Source organism: Proteiniclasticum ruminis DSM 24773 (genome assembly GCF_000701905.1).
In the GTDB taxonomy this organism is placed as follows: Bacteria; Bacillota; Clostridia; order Clostridiales; family Clostridiaceae; genus Proteiniclasticum; species Proteiniclasticum ruminis.
The window spans coordinates 226521-246365 of the sequence record NZ_KL370832.1; the positions used below are offsets into that span (position 1 = coordinate 226521).

Below are 19845 nucleotides of genomic sequence, written 5' to 3' on the forward strand. Positions count from 1 at the left end.
GGAAACTGCTATGGTATCCTAAGAAATAGGAACAAAAGAAGAAAGGCGGTAATGAGATGGAGTTTTATATCGGACTGGGTATCGTTGTGGTTCTTGCACTGCTCATTCTTGTACCAACGAAGCTTAGGAAGTTGAGGAAGAAGCCTGAGGATGATTTGGACCGCTTCTTTGAGGAGAAGAAAGAAGAGTAAAAGAAAATCCTGAAATATTCCAGGAAAAGGAGGAGAAGCCACCCGTGGAGAAAGAACATCCCAAAAGCATACATTGTACTGGCGTATGCCGGTTTATGATTCCTGCCCTGGTGGTTCTTCTGCTTCTCTTCTCTGCGTACTATCTGGTGGAGGAAGCCAAAGGAAGACACGATAAAACCTTTGTAATTTTGACCCAGCGTGGAGAAGAGGTTTTACGGGTTCCTCTTAGAGATTCCAGCATGGAGACCCGGGAAATTCCAATTGTCCATAAAGGGGAAGATTTAAAGCTGACTCTGGAGATTCGAGGAAAATCAGCAAGAATTCTGTCAAAGGACAAAATCAGGTACAGTATGGAGAGTCTGTCAGAAAGCACCTGGATCCACGATAAGGAAGATATTTTTCTCTATGAGCCCTATGAACTGAAACTGTATTTCGAATAACGGAATTGATCTTTATTGTTCTGCGGATCATACGATACGATAACATTTCAAATAGATACAGATGCCTGTGATTTAGGTGTCTGCTTTTTTTTTGTGTGATACAATGTAAAGTAGGAGAATTTTTGGAACTACAGGAATTTAAATTAAGAATTGGAAGGATGAGTAAATATGGCGTATCTCATAGGCATTGATCTTGGAGGCACAAAGATACATACAGCACTGACAACGAAAGACGGCGTGATTTTGAAGGAGGCTGTTCTTCCAACCCTCGCAGAGGAAGGGGAAGAAAAAGTGCTGGAGAGAATCCTTCAGAGCATTGAAGAGGTTATCGTAAAAGGAGCCATCAGAAGAGATGAACTTCTTTCTATCGGCATAGGCGCACCGGGACTCATCGACCAGAAAGAGGGCGTCATCCTCACTGCAGCGAATCTTCCCTTTGAGAACTATCCTCTTTCTGATGCCATTGAGAGGGTGTATCAGGTACCTGTGAAGGTAGAGAACGATGGCAATGCGGCTCTATTGGGAGAGTATCACCTGGGGGAGCGAAAGAAGACGAAGAACCTTGTTTATATGACTGTCTCCACAGGTGTGGGCGGTGCTGCCATGGTGGAGGGAAATCTTCTCTTAGGGGCAAAAGGTGCAGCCTTTGAAGTAGGCCATATGCCTCTTGTGAAGGACAGCAGTATCCTTTGCGGGTGTGGTCAGTATGGCCATGTGGAAAGTTATGTATCTGGCACCGGCATCCGTCGGGCCATGGAACGGGCATTGAAGAGTGGTGAAAAGTCTTCTATAAAAGAAGGAACTCACTTTGGTACTCGTGAGATCTATGAAGCGTCAAAAATGGGAGATGCACTGTCTTGTAAAATTCTGGAGGAAGCCTACGCGTATCTTGGCATGACGGTTTCTCAGGTTCTCACCTTGCTGAATCCCGAAGTGGTGATTCTAGGGGGAGGGGTTTCCTTCATTGGTGAGGATTTTTTAAAGAGGGTGCAGCACCATACTCAAAAGCATACATTGCCTCTGATCTATGAGGCTTGCGAAATCAGGCTCTCCTCCTTCAAGGAAAAGACAGGAGTGATGGGTGCTGTGGCGGTTGCTCTTTCAGAAATGGAGTAGAGTCATCTCACTTCAGAAAGGAATAAGGGTAAAAAATGTCAGTGACCATGAAAAATATAGCCATGAGATGTGGCGTCTCTGTGGCCACCGTATCCAAGGTGCTTAATGAGAAGGATGAGGATGTTTCGGATCTGACCAGGGAACTGGTGAAAAAGACCAGTAAAGAGATGGGCTACGTGATGAATGCTCTGGCTCGGAGCATGAAAACCAAAAACACCAAAACCTTGGGCATCATGATGCCGGATATCAAGAATGCCTTCTATACGGATATCTGCCGGGGAGCGGAGGATATGGCCATGAAAAATGGATATTCTCTGTTTCTCTGCAATACCGACGATAAGATTGAAAAAGAGATCCATTATCTGGAAAAACTCATGGAAAAGCAGGTGGATGGAATCATCATCATTGCCTCCATGGAAAGAAACACTAAAATGGAAGAAATCCAGAAAATGAATGTGCCCTTTGCGGTGCTAAACAATAATACTCATTATCCTGGATGGAGTGTCCAGGTGATGGCGGACAATGAGAACGGGATGCGGCAAGCAGTGAACCACCTGGCCTCATTAGGACACAGAAGAATCTTCTATCTCTCTGGGGAAACGATACTTCCTTTTAACGCGGACAGATTGAAGGGATACAAGGAAGGCCTTGCTGACTGGAGCATTCCCTATGATGAGCATCTTTTGGGAAGTACAGAGTTTTCCCTGGAAGCGGCTAAATGCTATTTCAAGCTTCATGGCTTGCCAGAAGGCGTTACGGCGGTTTGCACCGGCAATGATCTCATGGCCCTGGGTGTGCTTCAGTGGGCTTATGAGGCCGGGCTTCGAATTCCGGAAGATCTTTCTCTGGTGGGTTATGACGATTCCATCTTAGCCAGAGTGACCTCTCCAAAGCTCACCAGTATCCATCAGCAGAGCTACCGGTCTGGAGAACTTCTGGTGGAAGAGCTTCTCAAACAGATCGAAGGGCAGAAGGAGCCAAAGACGGTATATCTTAATAGCTCACTGATGAAAAGAGAATCCACGGGGCCTGTGCCACGATAAAGATGAAGTTTTCCAGGTGTTCTGCTTGATATGAAGGGGTAGAAAAGGGACAAGAAACCTATTCAAAACCATACAGAAAATACTAAAAACTTTTCCTTTCTCTGGAACATCATGGTATAATGTACTATGAATTTAGTCTATGCAAAAGAAGTAAGATAAGAACTTGGAGGAACGCATGAAATCAAATTTAGTGACTCTCACCGACAGCAAGTCTGTTGCAGCAGAGGCTTACCGTACCTTAAGAACCAATATACAGTTTTCATCCTATGATCAGGAAGTGAGGGTCATCACTGTGACCTCCTCAAGACCAGCGGAAGGGAAATCCACTGTAGCCTGCAACATGGCCATCACTTTTGCGGAAAACGGGAAAAAGGTGCTTCTGGTGGATACGGATCTACGCCGTCCCACCGTACATAAAAAGTTTAAACTGCCAAACTCTTTAGGGATCGTCAATGTCATCATGAACATGGAGATGCTTCATGAAGTAGTGCATCATGATGTGACAGAAGGACTGGACATCATCACCAGTGGTGTGATCCCGCCCAATCCTTCAGAGCTTTTAGGCAGCAGGAAGTTCCAGAGATTTATTGATGAGATGAGAGACCAGTATGACACCATCATTTTAGACTCGCCACCACTTCTAGCGGTGACGGATGCTCAGGTACTGACCACCTTAAGTGACGGTACCGTGGTGGTTGCGCAGCATGGCGTCACCAAAAAGGATGAGATCTCTCAGGCAAAGGATCTTTTGGAAAAAGTAAAAGGAAATATTCTTGGAGTGGTGCTCAGTCAGATTCCGCCTGAGGACAATGGATACTACTATTACTACTCCTATGAGGACAAGAAGACAGCAGCAGCAAAAAATCCAAGACGTTCCAAGAAATAAACGAAAGAAAGAAGCTGAAATTCAGCTTCTTTCTTTATGAGAGGAGATTAGAATGGTAGATTTTCACAGCCATGTGCTGTTTGATGTGGACGATGGCAGCGAAAACCTGGAGATGTCCATGAAGATGATCGAACAGTCCATTTCGGAAGGTGTCCGGATTCTGGCGCTGACCCCCCATCATATCAAAGGGCTTTTTGAAGAAGCCATGGAAAACAAAGAATCCTATGAGGAGAAGTTCCAGTTTTTAAAGAAAAAGTATGAAGACCGGATTGAACTGGTGAAATCAGTGGAGCTCATGATCCGTGAAGACCTCTTAGAAGAGCTCCAGACCGGGAAAACCTTCGGGTATGGTGGCTCCAAGACCGTTCTTGTGGAGCTTAATCTCATAGATGTGCCCACTTACGCGGAAGGGCTTTTCTACAAAATGATGAAGGAAGGGTATCAGGTGATTCTGGCACATCCGGAAAGAAACAAAGCCCTGAGGGAAGATCCGGAGCTAATCTACCATCTTCATGATCTGGGGGTTCTTTTTCAGCTCAATGCAGGCAGCCTTCTGGGTCAGTTTGGGGAGAAGGTTACAAAGTTCTCGAAAGAACTCATCAAAGTGAACCTCATCCATGCCATCGGTTCCGACGGCCATAAGGACAAGGTCCGGGATATGAGAATCAAGCATGCCTATGAAGAAATGAGAAGCCTCAATCCTGAGGCTTATGAAAGACTTTTGGTAAACAGTGAAAAACTGATCCGGGGAGAGGCTGTAGAGGTGCTTCCCTATAAACCTTGGACAGAAAGTGTGAAGGTTCGGGTAAAGAAGAAAAAAAAGAAGAGCTTCCTGGCCCTTCTTGGATTTTAAGATAAAAGCGTGCAGTACTAACAGCTGCACGCTTTTTCCATTTTATTTCTTAGGTTCTGATTCCCTGGGGACGCCTGTGGAGTTTCTTACCACCAGCTCATGTTTAAAAAGAATCTTTGTGGAGGTGAAGGGATAGGAAGGTGTGTTTCTTCTTTTCCGGATCATTTCCACGGCAAACTGGCCTTTATTGATGATGAAATGCTCAATGGTGGTGAGAGAGATGTTTCTGAACTTCGATGGAAAAAGATTGTCAAATCCGCAGATGGAGTAATCCTCTGGGATTCTCTGTTTTTTTTCCTGGAGGGCATCCATGACGCCATAAGCCACCATGTCATTGATGGCTACAATGGCGGTGATGTCTTTATGCTTCAGAAGCTCCATGGTGAGGTCATATCCCACCTCCCGCTCAAAGTCCACATTGGACATTTCTGCAGCAGGGGTGATGTTTTTGCTTTTCACCAGCACCCGTCCTTTAGGACAGAGTTTTTTGTAAGTTTCCAGAACGCCTTGTAGTCTTCTCACACGTGAGGTGTAGATGGGATCTATGGTGGTGGACACGTAGGCGATATTTTTATGTCCCAGTTCTATGAGATGCTCCGCCAGAAGCACTCCTGCGGCGTAATTGTTTACTTCTACTGTATCCAGCTCCATATCATGGACCTTGTCGTTGACAATGACCACAGGAATGGTTTCATTGATCTCTTCCAGAAGCTCCGTATTATACGGGGTCATGGTGCAGATGATGCCAAAGAGGTTACTGCCCTTCACCTGGTTCAGATACTCCAGCTCTCTTCCTTTGTCCCTAAAGGTATTCTGGATGATCACATGCAGTCCGTAGGTATTTGCCTCCTGCTCAATGGCCTGGGCCAAAGTGGCGAAATAGGGATTGGATACAGAAGGGCAAAATACAAGGATGGTATCTTTATTAAAAAGATGGACTACATTCTTGCTGGGGTCTTTTTTATTATATCCCAGGATCTTTGCAGCATCCTGTACTTTTTTCACGGTCTCCTCCAGAAATGTGACACCTTTTTTCTCGTTGAGAATCATCGAGACCGCACTTTTGGACACACCTGCCAGCTTTGCGATGTCATCAAGGGTTGCTTTTCGTTTCATGTAAACCTTACCTTTCGTGCATGATACACTTAGTATAGCTGATTTTTGCAAGGATTGGAATATGGCTTCCAAGAACCGGTTCCTTCTTCCACCGAACCTACTTCTGATTTTTGGAAAAAGCGCCAAAGGTAAACCCATAGAAAGGAAGCTGGTCATAGAATGTTTACCGATGGCTTCTTGCACATACCACATTTTCTACCTATAGTGAAAGGGAGAACAGTAGGAAAGGAACGATGAATATGCTGGAATGTATTGCAGAAACCTATGAAGATGCAGTAGCCATTGAAAAAGGCGGAGGAGACCGGATTGAGCTCATTGCCTCCCTAAAAGAAGGAGGCCTGACACCAAGCTACGGACTGGTGAAAAAAGTAGTAGAAGAAGTGAAGATTCCGGTGAACATCATGCTTCGTCCCCATGCCAAGTCTTTTGTCTACAGCAAGGATGATCTGGACATCATGAAAGAGGATGCTAGAGTCTTTCATAAGCTGGGCGTAAAGCAGGTGGTCCTAGGCATGCTTACATCAGAAGGACTTCCAGATCTTGATGCTATAGAATACGTCCTGGAGGACACCAGTCTTCTGGCTACTTTTCATAGGGCCATTGATGAGAGTAGAGATCTTCTTACCTCATTAAAGCTTCTCACCTCCTGCAGGCGCGTGACCCATGTGCTGACCTCTGGTGGGCCAGGTAGAGCTCAAGACCATCTGCCCCTTCTGAAAGAGATGATCAAAGAGTCTGAGGATCTTATCGTCATTGTGGGCAGCGGTATCCAGGAGGGAAATCTTCTGCCCATCCGGAAGGAGATTGATTTCTATCTGGAGAATGGAAATGACAGGAAATCCTATGACATCCACGTGGGTACTGGAGTAAGAGGTGGAAGCGCGGAACATCCTGTGAATCAGGAAGAAGTGAAGAGGCTTGCAACCCTTTATGATAGCCTGTAACAGAAAAGTTGGTGAAATTGCGTGAAACGCTTACACAAGTGCATTCGCGGTGGATTTTTTGTGTTAAAATAGAGGGGAAGCAATTGAAATCCCATTATTTAGAAAATTCAGGAGGAAAGAAATGAAGTATTTTATTGATACCGCCAACGTGGAAGAAATCAGAAAAGCTGCAGAACTGGGCATTGTGGATGGGGTTACCACCAATCCGTCTCTCATAGCCAAGGAAGGGAGAGTCTTCGAGGAAGTCATCGAGGAAATCACCAAAATCGTCGATGGCCCCATCAGTGCAGAGGTTATTTCCCTGGATGCGGAGGGTATGCTGAAAGAAGCGGAAGAGCTTGTGAAGATCCATCCGAACATTGTCATTAAAGTGCCCATGACCCCAGAAGGCTTAAAAGCCACAGCAGCACTGGCAGCAAAGGGAGTTCACGTCAATGTGACCCTTATTTTCTCAGCGACTCAGGCGCTGGCTGCAGCTAAAGCAGGTGCATCTTATGTGTCACCCTTTGTGGGCAGACTGGATGACATCGGCATAGAAGGCATGGATCTCATTGAGGAAATCATGTATATTTTCAAGACCTATGGACTGCATACAGAGGTTATTGTGGCATCTGTAAGAAGCAGAAACCATCTGACCCAGGCAGCCATGGCTGGGGCGGACATTGCTACGGTGCCCTATAAGGTGCTCATGGATTCACTGAAGCACCCACTCACAGACCAGGGCATTGAGAAGTTTCTGAAGGACTGGGAGAGCGTAAAGAAATAAGAGGGATGCAGCAGGCGGAATGACTTCAGGAAAGAAGACATTCCGCTTCTTTTTTTATAGGAGGAGTGAAGATGGAGATTGAACTGGTGCTATTACGGCACGGCATCGCAGAAGATTTTTCAAAGGATGGATTTGATTTTAACCGTAGGCTCACAGAAAAAGGGAAAAGAAGGCTGGAGAAAAGGCTCCCGAATCTTAAAGCTCTTCTAAAGAAGAAAAATGGATTGAGAATCATGTCCAGCCCTTTGGTACGGGCTAGAGAAACGGCGAAGATTCTGAAAGATGCACTGAAAGTAGAGAAAGAGATTGGGTATTATGACTTTCTAGGAGAAGGAGATCTGGAAGAGCTTTTGCATTATCTGGAGGCGCTGAAAGAGGAGGAGACCATTTTCATTGTGGGTCATGAACCGTATCTTTCAGAATGGGCGGAGTATTTCACTAAAGAACTTCATCCTTTCCGGAAGGGCCAGGCAGCATCTTTTCTGCTGCGCATTGAAGAAGGCAGCATTATGGAATCGAGACTGCTCTGGAGCCTCAGGTCCAGGGAGATGAAAAAGCTTAGAAAAAAGAAGAAGTGATCCTTGAGAAATCTACATCTGAAGTCTAAAACAGCCTGCTTTTCGGAGTTTCAACGCTCCATAAAGCAGGCTGTCTTTTTGTTTACAGGAACATCTCATAAAGGAGTTTTCCAAAGACCACAAAGGACATGATGAGGAAGATGGGTTTGATAAACTTTGGACCATTCTTTATGGCAAGCTTTGTGCCTACAAGAGACCCAAGGATCATAAAGAAGGCGATGGGCACGCCTAAAAGATAATCAATCTTTCCGGCAAAGGCAAAGGTCACCAGGGAAGTGAAGTTTGAGGTGAAGTTGATGAGCTTTGCATTGCCTGAAGCATTGGTGAAATCAAACTTTAAAAACCGAATGAAAATAAAAATCAGGAAGGAGCCTGTACCAGGTCCAAAGAATCCGTCATAGAATCCTAAGGCGAATCCCACCACTGAGACAAAAAAGATCTTCTTCTTGGTGATGGTGGTGAAGCTGTTCACCTTTCCCAGATCCTTCTTGAAGAAGGTATAGAGTCCCACCACTAATATGGCCACGCTGACAAAAGGGTAAAGAAAATCCTGAGGGATTTTAAGCACAGCCCGTACCCCTAAGATGGCCCCTAGCGCCGTCATGGGGACGGCAATGCGCATGAGCCGGAAATTCACTTTGCTGGATTTGGCGTAGCCTGCCGTGGAAATGAAAGATCCCATGGTGGCGGCAAATTTATTGGTCCCCAGGGTGAAGTGGGGAGGCACACCCGCCAGAAGATAGGCAGGAATGGTGACAAGGCCTCCACCTCCAGCGATGGAGTCCACCAGGGCTCCCAGAAATCCTGCGGCACATAAAAACAGTAGACGATAATCCATATATTGTTCCTCTTTTTCAAAATTAAATAGCTGGATGCTGGTCATTGCGGCATGTTTTTCTGAAACTCCTTTGCATCCGAAAATAATTATAGCACAGGGGGGGTATTCTTGCGTATGGATTCTTCCTGGGAGATTAGAGAATCTATACAGATTATTTTGAAGTCATCCAGAGGAAGAATCCGATCAGAATGGTTTCAGTGGGAAACAGAATCTGCTATGATAGGTGAGGGAGTTGAGATGAATTTGAAAAGAAATGAAGTTATAGAAGTAAAGATTACAGACCATAGTTTTCCAGGAACAGGCATCGGCCTTGTGGCGGGGAAAAAAGTGCAGGTGAAGGGCGCTTATCCAGGGGAAACGGTCCTTGCAAGGGCTCATCAGGTGAGATCCGACAGGGCAAAGGGAAGATTCATGGAAGTGGTTTCGCCTGCAGAATATGCTGTGAAAGCGCCTTGTATCCATTTTGGCAGGTGCGGTGGATGCGCCAGCCAACAGGTGCCCCTTACTCTTCAGAGAACCTTTAAAGAAGAGGAAGTGAAGAAGCTTTTTACCCAGCATGATCTGCCTTTAGGAGAGTATATGGGCATTACTGGCCATGAGGATGCCTATGAGTACAGAAACAAGATGGAGTATACCTTTGGAGATGAAGTAAAAGATGGGGAGCTGAACCTGGGGATGCATCTGAAGGGGATGAAAAACTCCGTGGTGAATACAGTGGAGTGCCTTCTGGTGACGGAAGATTTCAGAAAGATCCATGAGTACACCATAAACTACTTTAGAGGCAAGAATCTGCCCTATTATCGCGTTATGAGACAGACGGGTTATCTTCGGAATTTCATTCTGAGACGTGGGGTCCATACGGGAGAGCTCATGGTGAACCTTGTGACCACCACGCAGGTCTCTTTTGATCTGACAGAATATAAGGAAGGACTTCTTCAGCTGCCGCTAGAGGAAACGCTGGTTTCCATTTTGCATACGGAGAACGACAATCTGGCAGATGCGGTGAATGTGGATAAGCTGAACATTCTTCATGGCCGGGATTTTATCTACGAGAAGCTTTTTGATCTGACCTTTAAGATTTCTCCGTTTTCTTTCTTCCAGACAAACACCAAAGGGGCGGAAGTGCTCTATGGAGAGGTGAAGAGCCTCATTGGAGGAGAGAAGGAAGAGATTTTTGACCTTTATTGCGGTACAGGCACCATCGGGCAGATTGTATCTGATAAAGCAAAAAAAGTCAGAGGGGTAGAAATCATTGAAGAGGCGGTGGTCGCAGCCAATGAGAATGCAGCCATCAATGGACTCAGCCATGTGGCGTTTATCGCTGGAGATGTGAAGGATGTCATTGCGAACCTCACGGGTGCACCAGACCTCATCATCCTCGATCCGCCACGAAGCGGGGTACATCCTAAGGCGCTGGAATATGTGAAGGACTTTAATGCCAAGGAAATTATTTATGTGTCCTGTAATCCTAAGACACTGGTGATCGATATAGATTATTTGACGGCACATGGGTATGAGATACAGAAAACAAAGATTGTAGACCTTTTTCCAAACACGCCTCACGTGGAGACTGTTGTACTGCTGGAAAGAAAATAACACAAAAGAACCCTGGAATGAACTATCATAGCTGTTTCTAGGGTTCCATTATTTTTGGATTAGCTATATTTTCAAATGGAAGTTGTTTTTTATGGGGTTATAGGTGTGTTGGGAAATAGAATAATTGATATTATGGGGGTAGGGGTTATGTCAAATAATTGAACCATATAACAATCGTAGAGAGTTATTAAGATTTTTCTAGAAAATGCACCTGTGTAGCAGAGGCTTAAGATGAATTAACTAAGTGGATATGTTTACTCGTGATAAACACGTTGAGACGGTGGTATTGATGTCAAGGGTAGATAAGTAAGGGTGTAATAAGATAAGTAAATAAAGGCTTTCCGTGGTTTGAGGTCTGGTTTTAAGCCGGAAGGATAATCACGGTTTTTTATTTGTGGGAAATTATCCAAGAATAGAAAAGCGTAAGATTGAGTGGATAGATTGACTTTTGGGCTTGTTAGTTGATAGGATTGCTGACAAAAATATAGTGAGTGGATAGGATTATTGTCAAAAAATTAGAAAACATTTACAATTTCTATTGACCGAATGTCAAGGGTTTCTGTAAGTCGGCCAAAATTGAAGAAATCAGAGAGCATGAATATGTCCTAACCCCAGGAAGATATGTAGGAATAGAAGATGTAGAAGATAATGGAATTCCATTCGATGAAAAGATGGAGAATATGATAGCTGAGCTGGCTGAACTCTTTGCTAAATCACGACACCTTGAAGATGAAATCAGAAAGAATCTTGGGAGTATTAGGTATGAGTTTTAGCGAGTGGAGAGAAGGAAATTAGAAGAAATTAATGATATTGAAATGGGCCAATCTCCAAAATCAGAACTTTACAACCAAACAGGAGAAGGCTTACGGTTTCTGCAAGGTAACAGAACAATTGGAGATAAATATCCATACTTTGATACTTATTGCACAGAAAATAAAAAAATGCAAACACAAACGATGTAATTATGAGCGTTAGAGCTCCCTGTTGGTGATTTAAATATTTCCCAGACAAAAATAAGCCTCGGTAGAGGGGTTTGCGCAATGAGACTGAAAGGTGAACAGAATAGTAACCATCTGTTTTATCTGATGAAACACAATATTAAAGAGATGATAAATCAGGAAAGTGGAACAGTTTTTGGGTCAGTATATAAAAAAGATATATTGGGTTTAGAAGTAAAAATTACCAATATACCACTTCGTCATAGCCTTCAAATCAGGTTTCGAAATGGAAGTATGAGATGCAATTGATTATTTTTGTATTGAACACATCGTTTTGGTGTGTTATTCTTAGGTTGATATAAATAAAGATGTAGAAGGAACCAAAACTATGACAGCATCAATACGTTTAAGATAAGTTGGCAATAAAAAAGGCAGTATCTATCCCAATGATAGGCTTTTTTGTTGTGCTTATTTATACGATATTGAGCATTCATTAGTTAAGGTGAGGATATAGGTTATTTAACTATACCTTTATTTAACGATGTCTTTAATATGAATGTTTCCAGATTGTATGTATGCAGACCAAAAGCCACATTGTGGATTTTGGCCTGCATTTTTTATTGCCTAGAATACTATTTAAAATAGAAATTTAAGCAAAATAATATGCAGGAGATAATAGAAATGGAAAAATATATAAATTGGAAACTTAAGTTTTATACTATATGGGCAGGGCAGGCGGTATCTTTAATCACTAGTGCCATCCTGCAAATGGCGATAATTTTTTACCTTACAGAAAAAACAGGATCTGCGATGGTCTTGTCTATGGCTTCACTAGTAGGGTTTTTACCCTATGCGGTCTTTGGACCAGCCATTGGTGTATTAGTGGATCGTCATGATAGGAAGAAGATAATGATTGGTGCTGATTTAATTATAGCAGCAGCTGGAGCAGTGCTCGCTATTGTTGCATTGTATACGGAGTTATCTGTATGGATGGTTATGGTAGTATTGTTTATCCGTAGCATTGGAACGGCTTTTCATTCTCCGGCTCTCAATGCGGTTACGCCGCTTTTAGTACCAGAAGAACAGCTTACGAAATGTGCAGGTTATAGTCAGTCTGTGCAGTCGATAAGCTATATTATTAGTCCGGCGGCTGCAGCATTGTTATACTCCGTTTGGAAATTAAATGCAATTATTGCTATCGATGTATTGGGCGCTGTGATTGCATCTATTACGGTAGCAATTGTAAGTATTCCTAAGCTGGGCGATCAAGTGCAAAGTTTGGAACTAAATTTCTTAAGAGAAATGAAAGAAGGAATTGTCGCATTGAGACAAAACAAAGGCTTATTTGCCTTATTACTCTTAGGAACGCTATATACGTTTGTGTATATGCCAATTAATGCACTATTTCCTTTAATTAGCATGGAATGCTTTAATGGAACACCTGTGCATATTTCCATTACCGAAATCGCTTTTGCATCTGGAATGCTAGTAGGCGGTCTACTATTAGGAAGGTTGGGGAACTTTGAAAAGCGTGTATTACTAATAACAGGTTCATTCTTTATAATGGGAGCCAGTTTAGCCGTTTCAGGTTTACTTCCTCCAAGTGGGTTTGTTATATTTGTAGCTTGTTGTGCAGTAATGGGGCTTTCGGTGCCATTTTATAGCGGTGTGCAAACAGCTCTTTTTCAGGAGAAGATTAAGCCTGAATATTTAGGACGTGTATTTTCTTTGACCGGAAGTATTATGTCATTTGCTATGCCAATTGGATTAATTCTTTCTGGATTCTTTGCTGATAGAATTGGTGTAAACCATTGGTTTTTACTATCAGGTATTTTAATTATTGGCATTGCTATAGTTTGCCCAATGATAACAGAGGTTAGAAAATTAGATTTAAAATAAAATAATATTGGAGGGATATTTATGTATCTTATTTTCATGTAATTCTTCCTGCTAAAATCGCAGGGTTTTCCCTGCGTACAAGCAAATGAAAGCATGCGATTATAGACAGGAGGAAATAAGATGGAATTGATATTAAAAGTAAAAGACATTCGTGTGGAATTCACAGGGCGAGATGTTTTGGATATAGATGAATTAGAAGTATATGATTATGACCGTATTGGTTTAGTAGGAGCAAATGGTGCAGGGAAAAGCACTTTACTCAAGGTGCTTTTAGGGGAATTAACTCCAGAAGGATGTAAAATTAATCGTCTGGGTGAACTTTCCTATATCCCTCAGTTGGATGAAGTAAGTTTGCGGGAGGAAAAAGATTTTGCACTTGTAGGCAAGCTGGGTGTTGAGCAATTAGATATACAGACCATGAGCGGTGGTGAAGAAACAAGACTTAAAATAGCACAGGCTTTATCAGCACAAGTACATGGTATTTTAGCCGATGAACCTACCAGTCATTTAGACCGTGAAGGAATTGATTTTCTAATTGGACAGCTAAAATATTTTACAGGTGCACTGTTAGTTATTAGCCATGACCGATATTTTCTTGATGAGGTAGTAGATAAAATATGGGAACTGAAAGATGGAAAAATCACGGAGTATTGGGGAAACTATTCTGATTTTCTTCGCCAGAAAGAGGAAGAACGCAAGAGCCAGGCTGCAGAATACGAACAATTTGTTGCGGAACGTAGCCGTTTGGAAAGGGCTGCGGAGGAAAAGCGAAAACAGGCTCGTAAAATAGAACAAAAGGCAAAATGTGCTTCAAAGAAAAAAAGTACTGAAGGCGGAGGGCGTTTAGCTCATCAAAAATCAATAGGAAGTAAGGAAAAAAAGTTGCATAATGCCGCTAAATCCCTAGACCATAGGATTGCGGCCTTAGGAAATATAGAAGCTCCAGAAAATATTAGCAGGATTCGTTTTAGGCAAAGTGATGCATTGGCACTCTACAATCCATATCCTATCGTCGGTACGGAAATTACTAAAATATTTGGGGATAAGGTACTATTTGAAAATGCATCTTTTCAAATTCCACTAGGAGCAAAAGTGGCACTAACTGGTGGTAACGGAACAGGAAAAACAACTTTAATCCAAATGATCCTAAAACATGAAGATGGAATTTCTATTTCACCTAAGGCAAAAATAGGTTACTTTGCACAAAATTGTTACAAGTACAACGGTAATCAGAAAGTCCTAGAGTTTATGCAGGAGGATTGTGATTACAATGTTTCAGAAATTCGTTCAGTTCTAGCATCAATGGGGCATAAACAAAACGATATTGGAAAAAGCTTATCTGCTTTAAGCGGCGGAGAAATTATTAAATTGTTGCTGGCTAAAATGCTTATGGGTAGATATAACATCCTGCTAATGGATGAACCGAGTAACTTCCTTGACATACCAAGCTTAGAGGCTTTGGAAATATTAATGAAGGAGTATACTGGAACTATAGTGTTTATCACCCATGACAAACGGCTACTCGACAATGTGGCTGATGTGGTTTATGAAATTAGTGATAAGAAAATAAGAAGAAAATAAATCTGAAACATTAAATTTAAGGTAGTCGCCGGTCAATGTAGTCTATACTGGCTGGCGGCTCCATTGTTAAAAAGTATAAAGACTTTTTTTCTTTGGCAAGAATTAATGTATACTAAAATAATTTTAATAAGGAGTATTAAAATCAATGAGAGATATCGAAATAAAAGAGAATATACTATTTCAAATAGACATGTGCTGGCAACTTTATCTTTATCACACAGAGAATCTAAAGGAGACAGAGGCACTTTGGACATTCAGTCCCATGGGTCTGCAGATACGAAGGCAAGACGATGGATGGAGTATAGATTGGCCTGAAATCGAAAGTTACGAGATTGGACCGTCCAGTATTGCATGGATTATGTGGCATATTATATATTGGTGGCGCACTACGTTAGATTACAATTTTGGAGATGGTACCTTGAAAAAGGAAGACATTACTTGGCCTGGAAGTGTTGAAAAAGCAAAAGAAGAAATAAAAACTCTTCATGATAAATGGGTTGAAAAATTAATCAATATGTCGGATGCAGAATATCAATCACAGCAGTATGCAAAATGGCCACTTGAGGGTAGAAGCTTTGCTGATACTGCATTATGGTTAAATGGAGAATTGATGAAAAATGTAGCCGAAATAGGTTATGGACGATTTCTATATGCAGCTTGTAAAAAATAGAGATAGCGATAAATACGAGAATAATTTTATTAAAGAAGGAGACTACCAATGAATAGTATAATAGAAAACATATTAACAAGAAGAAGCATACGAACTTTTAGAGAGACTCAGATATCGGAGGAGGATTTAAATACCATTCTAACAGCGGGAAGCTATGCGCCTAACGGGATGGGAACACAGACCTGGAAGTTTACAGCCATTCAAAAAACCAGTGTACTTGCAAAAGTGAATGAGGCTATTCGCCTAACCCTTATATCTATACCTGTTGTAGCAGAAACGCATCCTTATGTTGTGAGCCTTGTTGAAAAAGCGAAAGACGAGAGTTCAAATTTCCTGTATCATGCCCCCACCTTTATTATTGTTTCTAACTTAAAGGACAACGGAAACTCTATGCCGGATTCAGCATTAGCCATCGGGAATATGATGCTGGCAGCACACTCACTCGGTATTGGTTCCTGCTGGCTAAATCAGCTGCCAGGACTCACACACATGCCTTTAATCCGTGAGCTTTTATCAGATCTTGATGTTCCCGTAAATCATATTGTTTACGGATCTGTCGTTATGGGTTATGCTGCAGAGGAGCCGAAACAGGCTGCCCCTCGTAAAAATGTCGTAAATATTATTCGTTGAGAACGAGATTGGAGGTTTAATATTGTTTATACGAGTAGTTCCGTATGACCCCTTTTGGGAAGTAGAGTATGAAAATGAATCACAGATGATAAGGAACATATTGAAGGATATATTGATGGAGATTTACCATATTGGTAGTACAGCAGTTAAAGGGTTATCCGCTAAGCCAATCATTGATATAATGCCTGTAGTGACAAATATTAGTTTGGTTGATAAGCATAACGAAGAATTTGTAGCCATTGGATATGAGTGTATGGGTGAATTTGGTATTGAAAGACGGAGATATTTCCGCAAGGGTGGCGATAATAGAACACACCAGATTCATATTTTTGAGCAAAGCAATCACAAAGATATTAATAGGCATATAGCGGTAAGGGACTTTCTGCGTACACATCCTGACATCGCTTTAGAGTATGGTGAATTAAAGATGGAGCTGGCTTATCGATTCCCGGAGGATATTGAAGGCTACTGCGCTGGTAAGGATGCATTTGTAAAGCAACTAGAAAAGGATGCTTTGCTGTGGTATCAAACTGCCGTTAGAAGGTAGATTTAATAATGTTATATTTTGTATTAAAGAATATTTGAGGAAGAGAAGTATGTGTGAAATTCAAATTTATCATTGAACGCTCTACCAAACGGGCATTATTGGTCGACTGCATCTACCGAACAGGTAAAAACGGTGGACTGTATCTACCGAACCGATAGGTTGAAAATGTGCGGTTGTTGTAATTAAAAACATACGGTCGAGCCATGTGGAGTGTGTTGTGTTGATAACGAGAAAGTGAAGTCGTGAAAGTCTTGAGAATACTGGATTTCATAAAATGAAAGTAAATCTGTCCACTCGACTCAAACCCTCTATATGCGTATAAGGGAACATATCGAGGGTAATTTTTTAGCAAGAAAGGACACAAATTTAGGTAGGGTTGAGTTGACAGATTAGATAAGTTCGTAGGGTTGAGGAGATAGGATGGATGTAATATGGATGTGGTGTATAAATATGAATAGCTTAGAAACATATTAAAAATGAAAGGGAGTGTATATCTTATGGCTGGACCAGATAAGAAAAAACTATATCCAAATGAAAACTTAAAAACAGTTTGTTATATAAAAAATCTCCCAAAACGCTTCAATGTAGAAATTGGCGAATATACCTATTATAGCGATAATAAAAAGTCTCCAGAGAAATTTTATGATAGTATAGAGCATCACTACGAATTTCTAGGGGATAAACTGATAATAGGCAAGTTCTGTGCAATTGCAGAGGGTGTTAAGTTTATTATGAATGGTGCAAATCATAGAATTGATGGAATTACAACCTATCCCTTTAATATTTTTGGCTGTGGTTGGGAGAAGGTAACTCCAACAATAGAGCAGTTACCATTCAAGGGTGATACAGTGATTGGAAATGATGTATGGATTGGACAGAATGTTACCATTATGCCGGGTATTAAAATTGGTGATGGTGCGATTATTGCTGCTAACTCAACAGTAGTAAAAAGTGTTGAACCATACACAATATATGGTGGGAATCCAGCTAAATTTATCAAAAAACGATTTAGTGATGAAAAGGTCGAATTCTTGCTAAAGCTCCAATGGTGGAACTGGGGCGAAGAGGAAATATTTAATAATCTTGAAATGTTAACATCCGAAGAAGGGCTAGAGCAATTAATGAAAAATCATTAGACACGGGGCATTTCTATCACGGCACAAAAGGGGACTAAAATCTGGGGGGTTGCTGGAGCCTCGATTTAGTTCTAATTATGGCGAGCAAAAAAAGGCAAACTTCATCTTTAGCATAATAGCTTCGAGATTAATCGCTTATAAATTTTAATTTGAACGGAGGGGTTGCATGGTAAATAAAACAGATGCCATTGAGATAATAACATATGCTGAGGAAAATAAAATTAACATTTGGATAGATGGCGGTTGGGGAGTAGATGCATTATTAGAAGAAGAAACAAGAGTACACAACGATATTGATTTATTTGTGGAAGAAAGTAATGGAAGAAAGTTTATTGAAATATTAAAAGAAAAAGGTTTTGCTGAGGTTACCGAAGCATATACCACCAAATCCCACACGGTTTGGAAGGATAGTAAAGGCAGGATAATTGATCTTCATATATTTAAATTCAACGAACAAGGATACATTGTTTTTGAAGGGGAAGCATATCCTCCAGAAGTGTTTAGCGGCATTGGGAAAATAGGCGATAAAACGGTAAGATGTATTGATGCTGAAAATCAAATATTATTTCACTTGGGCTATGAGTATGATGAAAATGATGTGCATGATGTAAAACTATTGTGTGAGAGATTTAATATTCCTGTTCCGAGTGAATACAAGTAACCAAGAGATTCTAATTTAAATAAGCAAAAATTTAAGTAACAAAGGAAAGCATGTGGTCTTCCCAACTAATGGAAAACATGCAATTGAAAAGTTAAGCATGAATTAGATTTCGTTTCTTAAGTCTTATAAGAGAATATTTTAAATAATAGCCGACTATACTGTGCACAGATTGTCGGATTGGTAAGCACATCCTTTGATAATATTGACGATGAAAGGAGGTTGTTTGATGGATTCGTTAAGTAGTATGAATAATGCAATGGTGTACATCGAAGAGCACTTAACTGAGGATATTGATTATAGTGAAGTCTCTAAAATTGCTTACTGTTCAGAGTATCATTTTAAGCGGATGTTTTCTTTTTTATCAGGTATAAGCTTATCAGAATATATTCGGAGAAGAAGATTAACGCTGGCAGCACTTGATTTGAAAGATAAGGATTTGAGAATAATTGATGTAGCCGTAGAATATGGCTATAATTCGGCTGATTCATTTTCCCGTGCTTTTCATTCCCTGCATGGTATTCTCCCTTCTGAGGCAAGGAGTGAGAATACACAATTAAAAGCTTATCCTCGAATGACCTTTCAATTATCAATACAAGGAGGATGCGAAATGAACTATCGTATTGTTGAAAAAGAGGCATTTAAGTTAGTAGGATTTAAGAAGAGAGTTCCAGTTATTTTTAAAGGTGTTAATCCAGAGATTGCAAAAATGACTGAACTTTTAACCCCGGAGGTTATTAAACAATTAAAAGCAATTTCAAATGTAGAACCAACTGGTATTATTAGTGCTTCCACTAATTTCTCGGAAGGAAGAATGGAAGAAAGAGGAGAACTAGATCATTACATCGGTGTAGCAACTTCAAGTGATGAAACAGCAGAACTTGATGTATTAAAAATAGAAGCCAGTACCTGGGGAGTTTTCGAATCCATTGGACCTTTCCCGGAAACACTTCAAAATGTATGGGGAAGGATATACTCAGAGTGGTTTCCGTCTTCAGGGTATGAGGCAGTTGAAGGTCCTGAAATTTTGTGGAACGAGAGTCCAGACACTGGAAATCCAAAGTATCGAAGCGAAATCTGGGTTCCAGTAAAGAAAAAAGATATTAAATAGATATGGTAATTGACTAGGTTGACTTGTTCCCGCTTACCTATACCTCAAATATAGTCGTAGACTTATTCCCGACTACCACTAAAACTAGAAAATACCAGAATACACTAGGAAGAGTAAGGAACTGTAAAAAACATCAATCCGAACGGGTCGTTGCACGTTGAGAGTATAATTCTGATGACGTATTGTGGTTCGGAGGGAAAATAATAGGGTTTGACCACAATATATAGTGGTTTGAGGACGATTTTGGAGCAAAAAAAGAACAAAAAAACACCATTTTTTGACCCTTGTTTTTGGGTGATTTATAGATG

Annotated in this window: 21 protein-coding genes and 1 pseudogene; 20 read left to right on the forward strand and 2 right to left on the reverse strand. The window is 41.2% G+C overall.

The window, feature by feature from the left end; translation table 11 throughout:
- The first annotated feature begins 56 nt into the window (after positions 1-56).
- From T487_RS16760 to T487_RS0114170, 6 genes are all read left to right on the forward strand, one after another.
- Positions 57-191, forward strand: a complete 135-nt coding sequence (locus tag T487_RS16760) for a hypothetical protein (protein WP_278245043.1) — start codon at positions 57-59, stop codon at positions 189-191.
- A gap of 44 nt (positions 192-235) precedes the next feature.
- On the forward strand, positions 236-631 hold the full coding sequence (locus tag T487_RS0114150) for a hypothetical protein (protein WP_031577790.1): 396 nt from the start codon (positions 236-238) through the stop codon (positions 629-631).
- A 168-nt stretch (positions 632-799) separates the two neighbouring features.
- Positions 800-1747, forward strand: a complete 948-nt coding sequence (locus T487_RS0114155) for an ROK family protein (RefSeq protein ID WP_031577791.1) — start codon at positions 800-802, stop codon at positions 1745-1747.
- 47 nt (positions 1748-1794) lie between these two features.
- A complete protein-coding gene (locus T487_RS0114160) occupies positions 1795-2790 on the forward strand; it encodes a LacI family DNA-binding transcriptional regulator (protein WP_162178266.1) in 996 nt (331 codons plus the stop codon).
- A gap of 175 nt (positions 2791-2965) precedes the next feature.
- A complete protein-coding gene (locus T487_RS0114165; RefSeq protein WP_031577793.1) occupies positions 2966-3676 on the forward strand; it encodes a CpsD/CapB family tyrosine-protein kinase in 711 nt (236 codons plus the stop codon).
- 52 nt (positions 3677-3728) lie between these two features.
- Entirely contained in the window at positions 3729-4529 is an 801-nt protein-coding gene (locus T487_RS0114170; RefSeq protein WP_031577794.1) for a tyrosine-protein phosphatase, read from the forward strand.
- 42 nt (positions 4530-4571) lie between these two features.
- On the opposite strand, the gene T487_RS0114175 is transcribed toward T487_RS0114170, so the two are convergent.
- The gene (locus tag T487_RS0114175) at positions 4572-5645 is read right to left on the reverse strand and encodes a LacI family DNA-binding transcriptional regulator (RefSeq protein ID WP_031577795.1); all 1074 of its coding nucleotides are present in this window, start codon (positions 5643-5645) and stop codon (positions 4572-4574) included.
- A gap of 233 nt (positions 5646-5878) precedes the next feature.
- Between T487_RS0114175 and T487_RS0114180 the strand changes: the two genes are divergently transcribed.
- The 3 genes from T487_RS0114180 (at position 5879) to T487_RS0114190 (ending at position 7933) form a co-directional block, all read left to right on the forward strand.
- Positions 5879-6589 carry a copper homeostasis protein CutC gene (locus tag T487_RS0114180; RefSeq protein ID WP_051651747.1) on the forward strand — a complete coding sequence of 237 codons (711 nt, stop codon included), beginning with the start codon at positions 5879-5881 and terminating at the stop codon, positions 6587-6589.
- Positions 6590-6710: 121 nt separating this feature from the next.
- Positions 6711-7355 carry a fructose-6-phosphate aldolase gene (gene fsa, locus T487_RS0114185; protein WP_031577797.1) on the forward strand — a complete coding sequence of 215 codons (645 nt, stop codon included), beginning with the start codon at positions 6711-6713 and terminating at the stop codon, positions 7353-7355.
- 71 nt (positions 7356-7426) lie between these two features.
- Positions 7427-7933 carry a SixA phosphatase family protein gene (locus tag T487_RS0114190; RefSeq protein WP_051651748.1) on the forward strand — a complete coding sequence of 169 codons (507 nt, stop codon included), beginning with the start codon at positions 7427-7429 and terminating at the stop codon, positions 7931-7933.
- An 82-nt stretch (positions 7934-8015) separates the two neighbouring features.
- On the opposite strand, the gene T487_RS0114195 is transcribed toward T487_RS0114190, so the two are convergent.
- Entirely contained in the window at positions 8016-8771 is a 756-nt protein-coding gene (locus tag T487_RS0114195) for a sulfite exporter TauE/SafE family protein (RefSeq protein WP_031577799.1), read from the reverse strand.
- Between the two features lie 237 nt (positions 8772-9008).
- On the opposite strand from T487_RS0114195, the gene rlmD reads away from it, so the two are divergent.
- The 11 genes and pseudogenes from rlmD to T487_RS0114245 all read left to right on the forward strand — a co-directional run bounded on the left by rlmD (position 9009) and on the right by T487_RS0114245 (position 19537).
- On the forward strand, positions 9009-10367 hold the full coding sequence (rlmD, locus tag T487_RS0114200) for a 23S rRNA (uracil(1939)-C(5))-methyltransferase RlmD (protein ID WP_143004595.1): 1359 nt from the start codon (positions 9009-9011) through the stop codon (positions 10365-10367).
- Between the two features lie 545 nt (positions 10368-10912).
- Positions 10913-11140: pseudogene (locus T487_RS16320) on the forward strand (N-6 DNA methylase); the annotation flags it as partial.
- Positions 11141-11143: 3 nt separating this feature from the next.
- The gene (locus T487_RS16095; RefSeq protein ID WP_051651749.1) at positions 11144-11329 is read left to right on the forward strand and encodes a restriction endonuclease subunit S domain-containing protein; all 186 of its coding nucleotides are present in this window, start codon (positions 11144-11146) and stop codon (positions 11327-11329) included.
- A gap of 657 nt (positions 11330-11986) precedes the next feature.
- Positions 11987-13204 carry a macrolide efflux MFS transporter Mef(A) gene (mef(A), locus tag T487_RS0114210; protein WP_031577801.1) on the forward strand — a complete coding sequence of 406 codons (1218 nt, stop codon included), beginning with the start codon at positions 11987-11989 and terminating at the stop codon, positions 13202-13204.
- Positions 13205-13324: 120 nt separating this feature from the next.
- A complete protein-coding gene (locus tag T487_RS0114215; protein ID WP_031577802.1) occupies positions 13325-14785 on the forward strand; it encodes an Msr family ABC-F type ribosomal protection protein in 1461 nt (486 codons plus the stop codon).
- A gap of 145 nt (positions 14786-14930) precedes the next feature.
- Positions 14931-15455 carry a DinB family protein gene (locus T487_RS0114220; RefSeq protein ID WP_031577803.1) on the forward strand — a complete coding sequence of 175 codons (525 nt, stop codon included), beginning with the start codon at positions 14931-14933 and terminating at the stop codon, positions 15453-15455.
- 48 nt (positions 15456-15503) lie between these two features.
- Positions 15504-16085: a nitroreductase family protein gene (locus T487_RS0114225; protein ID WP_031577804.1), complete on the forward strand. Its 582-nt coding sequence runs from the start codon at positions 15504-15506 to the stop codon at positions 16083-16085.
- A gap of 22 nt (positions 16086-16107) precedes the next feature.
- Positions 16108-16632, forward strand: coding sequence for a GrpB family protein (locus T487_RS0114230; protein WP_031577805.1), 525 nt, complete (start codon positions 16108-16110; stop codon positions 16630-16632).
- Between the two features lie 497 nt (positions 16633-17129).
- On the forward strand, positions 17130-17768 hold the full coding sequence (locus tag T487_RS0114235) for a Vat family streptogramin A O-acetyltransferase (RefSeq protein WP_031577806.1): 639 nt from the start codon (positions 17130-17132) through the stop codon (positions 17766-17768).
- 166 nt (positions 17769-17934) lie between these two features.
- A complete protein-coding gene (locus T487_RS0114240; protein ID WP_031577807.1) occupies positions 17935-18429 on the forward strand; it encodes a nucleotidyltransferase domain-containing protein in 495 nt (164 codons plus the stop codon).
- A gap of 226 nt (positions 18430-18655) precedes the next feature.
- Positions 18656-19537, forward strand: coding sequence for an AraC family transcriptional regulator (locus tag T487_RS0114245; RefSeq protein ID WP_031577808.1), 882 nt, complete (start codon positions 18656-18658; stop codon positions 19535-19537).
- Positions 19538-19845: the final 308 nt, after the last annotated feature.

Bases quoted from the DNA above. Each gene is read 5' to 3' on its own strand.
- T487_RS16760 (WP_278245043.1), top strand. From the start codon at position 57: ATGGAGTTTTATATCGGACTGGGTATCGTTGTGGTTCTTGCACTGCTC.
- T487_RS0114155 (WP_031577791.1), top strand. From the start codon at position 800: ATGGCGTATCTCATAGGCATTGATCTTGGAGGCACAAAGATACATACA.
- T487_RS0114160 (WP_162178266.1), top strand. From the start codon at position 1,795: ATGAAAAATATAGCCATGAGATGTGGCGTCTCTGTGGCCACCGTATCC.
- T487_RS0114165 (WP_031577793.1), top strand. From the start codon at position 2,966: ATGAAATCAAATTTAGTGACTCTCACCGACAGCAAGTCTGTTGCAGCA.
- T487_RS0114170 (WP_031577794.1), top strand. From the start codon at position 3,729: ATGGTAGATTTTCACAGCCATGTGCTGTTTGATGTGGACGATGGCAGC.
- T487_RS0114175 (WP_031577795.1), bottom strand. From the start codon at position 5,645: ATGAAACGAAAAGCAACCCTTGATGACATCGCAAAGCTGGCAGGTGTG.
- T487_RS0114180 (WP_051651747.1), top strand. From the start codon at position 5,879: ATGAATATGCTGGAATGTATTGCAGAAACCTATGAAGATGCAGTAGCC.
- fsa (WP_031577797.1), top strand. From the start codon at position 6,711: ATGAAGTATTTTATTGATACCGCCAACGTGGAAGAAATCAGAAAAGCT.
- T487_RS0114190 (WP_051651748.1), top strand. From the start codon at position 7,427: ATGGAGATTGAACTGGTGCTATTACGGCACGGCATCGCAGAAGATTTT.
- T487_RS0114195 (WP_031577799.1), bottom strand. From the start codon at position 8,771: ATGGATTATCGTCTACTGTTTTTATGTGCCGCAGGATTTCTGGGAGCC.
- rlmD (WP_143004595.1), top strand. From the start codon at position 9,009: ATGAATTTGAAAAGAAATGAAGTTATAGAAGTAAAGATTACAGACCAT.
- T487_RS0114215 (WP_031577802.1), top strand. From the start codon at position 13,325: ATGGAATTGATATTAAAAGTAAAAGACATTCGTGTGGAATTCACAGGG.
- T487_RS0114220 (WP_031577803.1), top strand. From the start codon at position 14,931: ATGAGAGATATCGAAATAAAAGAGAATATACTATTTCAAATAGACATG.
- T487_RS0114225 (WP_031577804.1), top strand. From the start codon at position 15,504: ATGAATAGTATAATAGAAAACATATTAACAAGAAGAAGCATACGAACT.
- T487_RS0114235 (WP_031577806.1), top strand. From the start codon at position 17,130: ATGGCTGGACCAGATAAGAAAAAACTATATCCAAATGAAAACTTAAAA.
- T487_RS0114240 (WP_031577807.1), top strand. From the start codon at position 17,935: ATGGTAAATAAAACAGATGCCATTGAGATAATAACATATGCTGAGGAA.
- T487_RS0114245 (WP_031577808.1), top strand. From the start codon at position 18,656: ATGGATTCGTTAAGTAGTATGAATAATGCAATGGTGTACATCGAAGAG.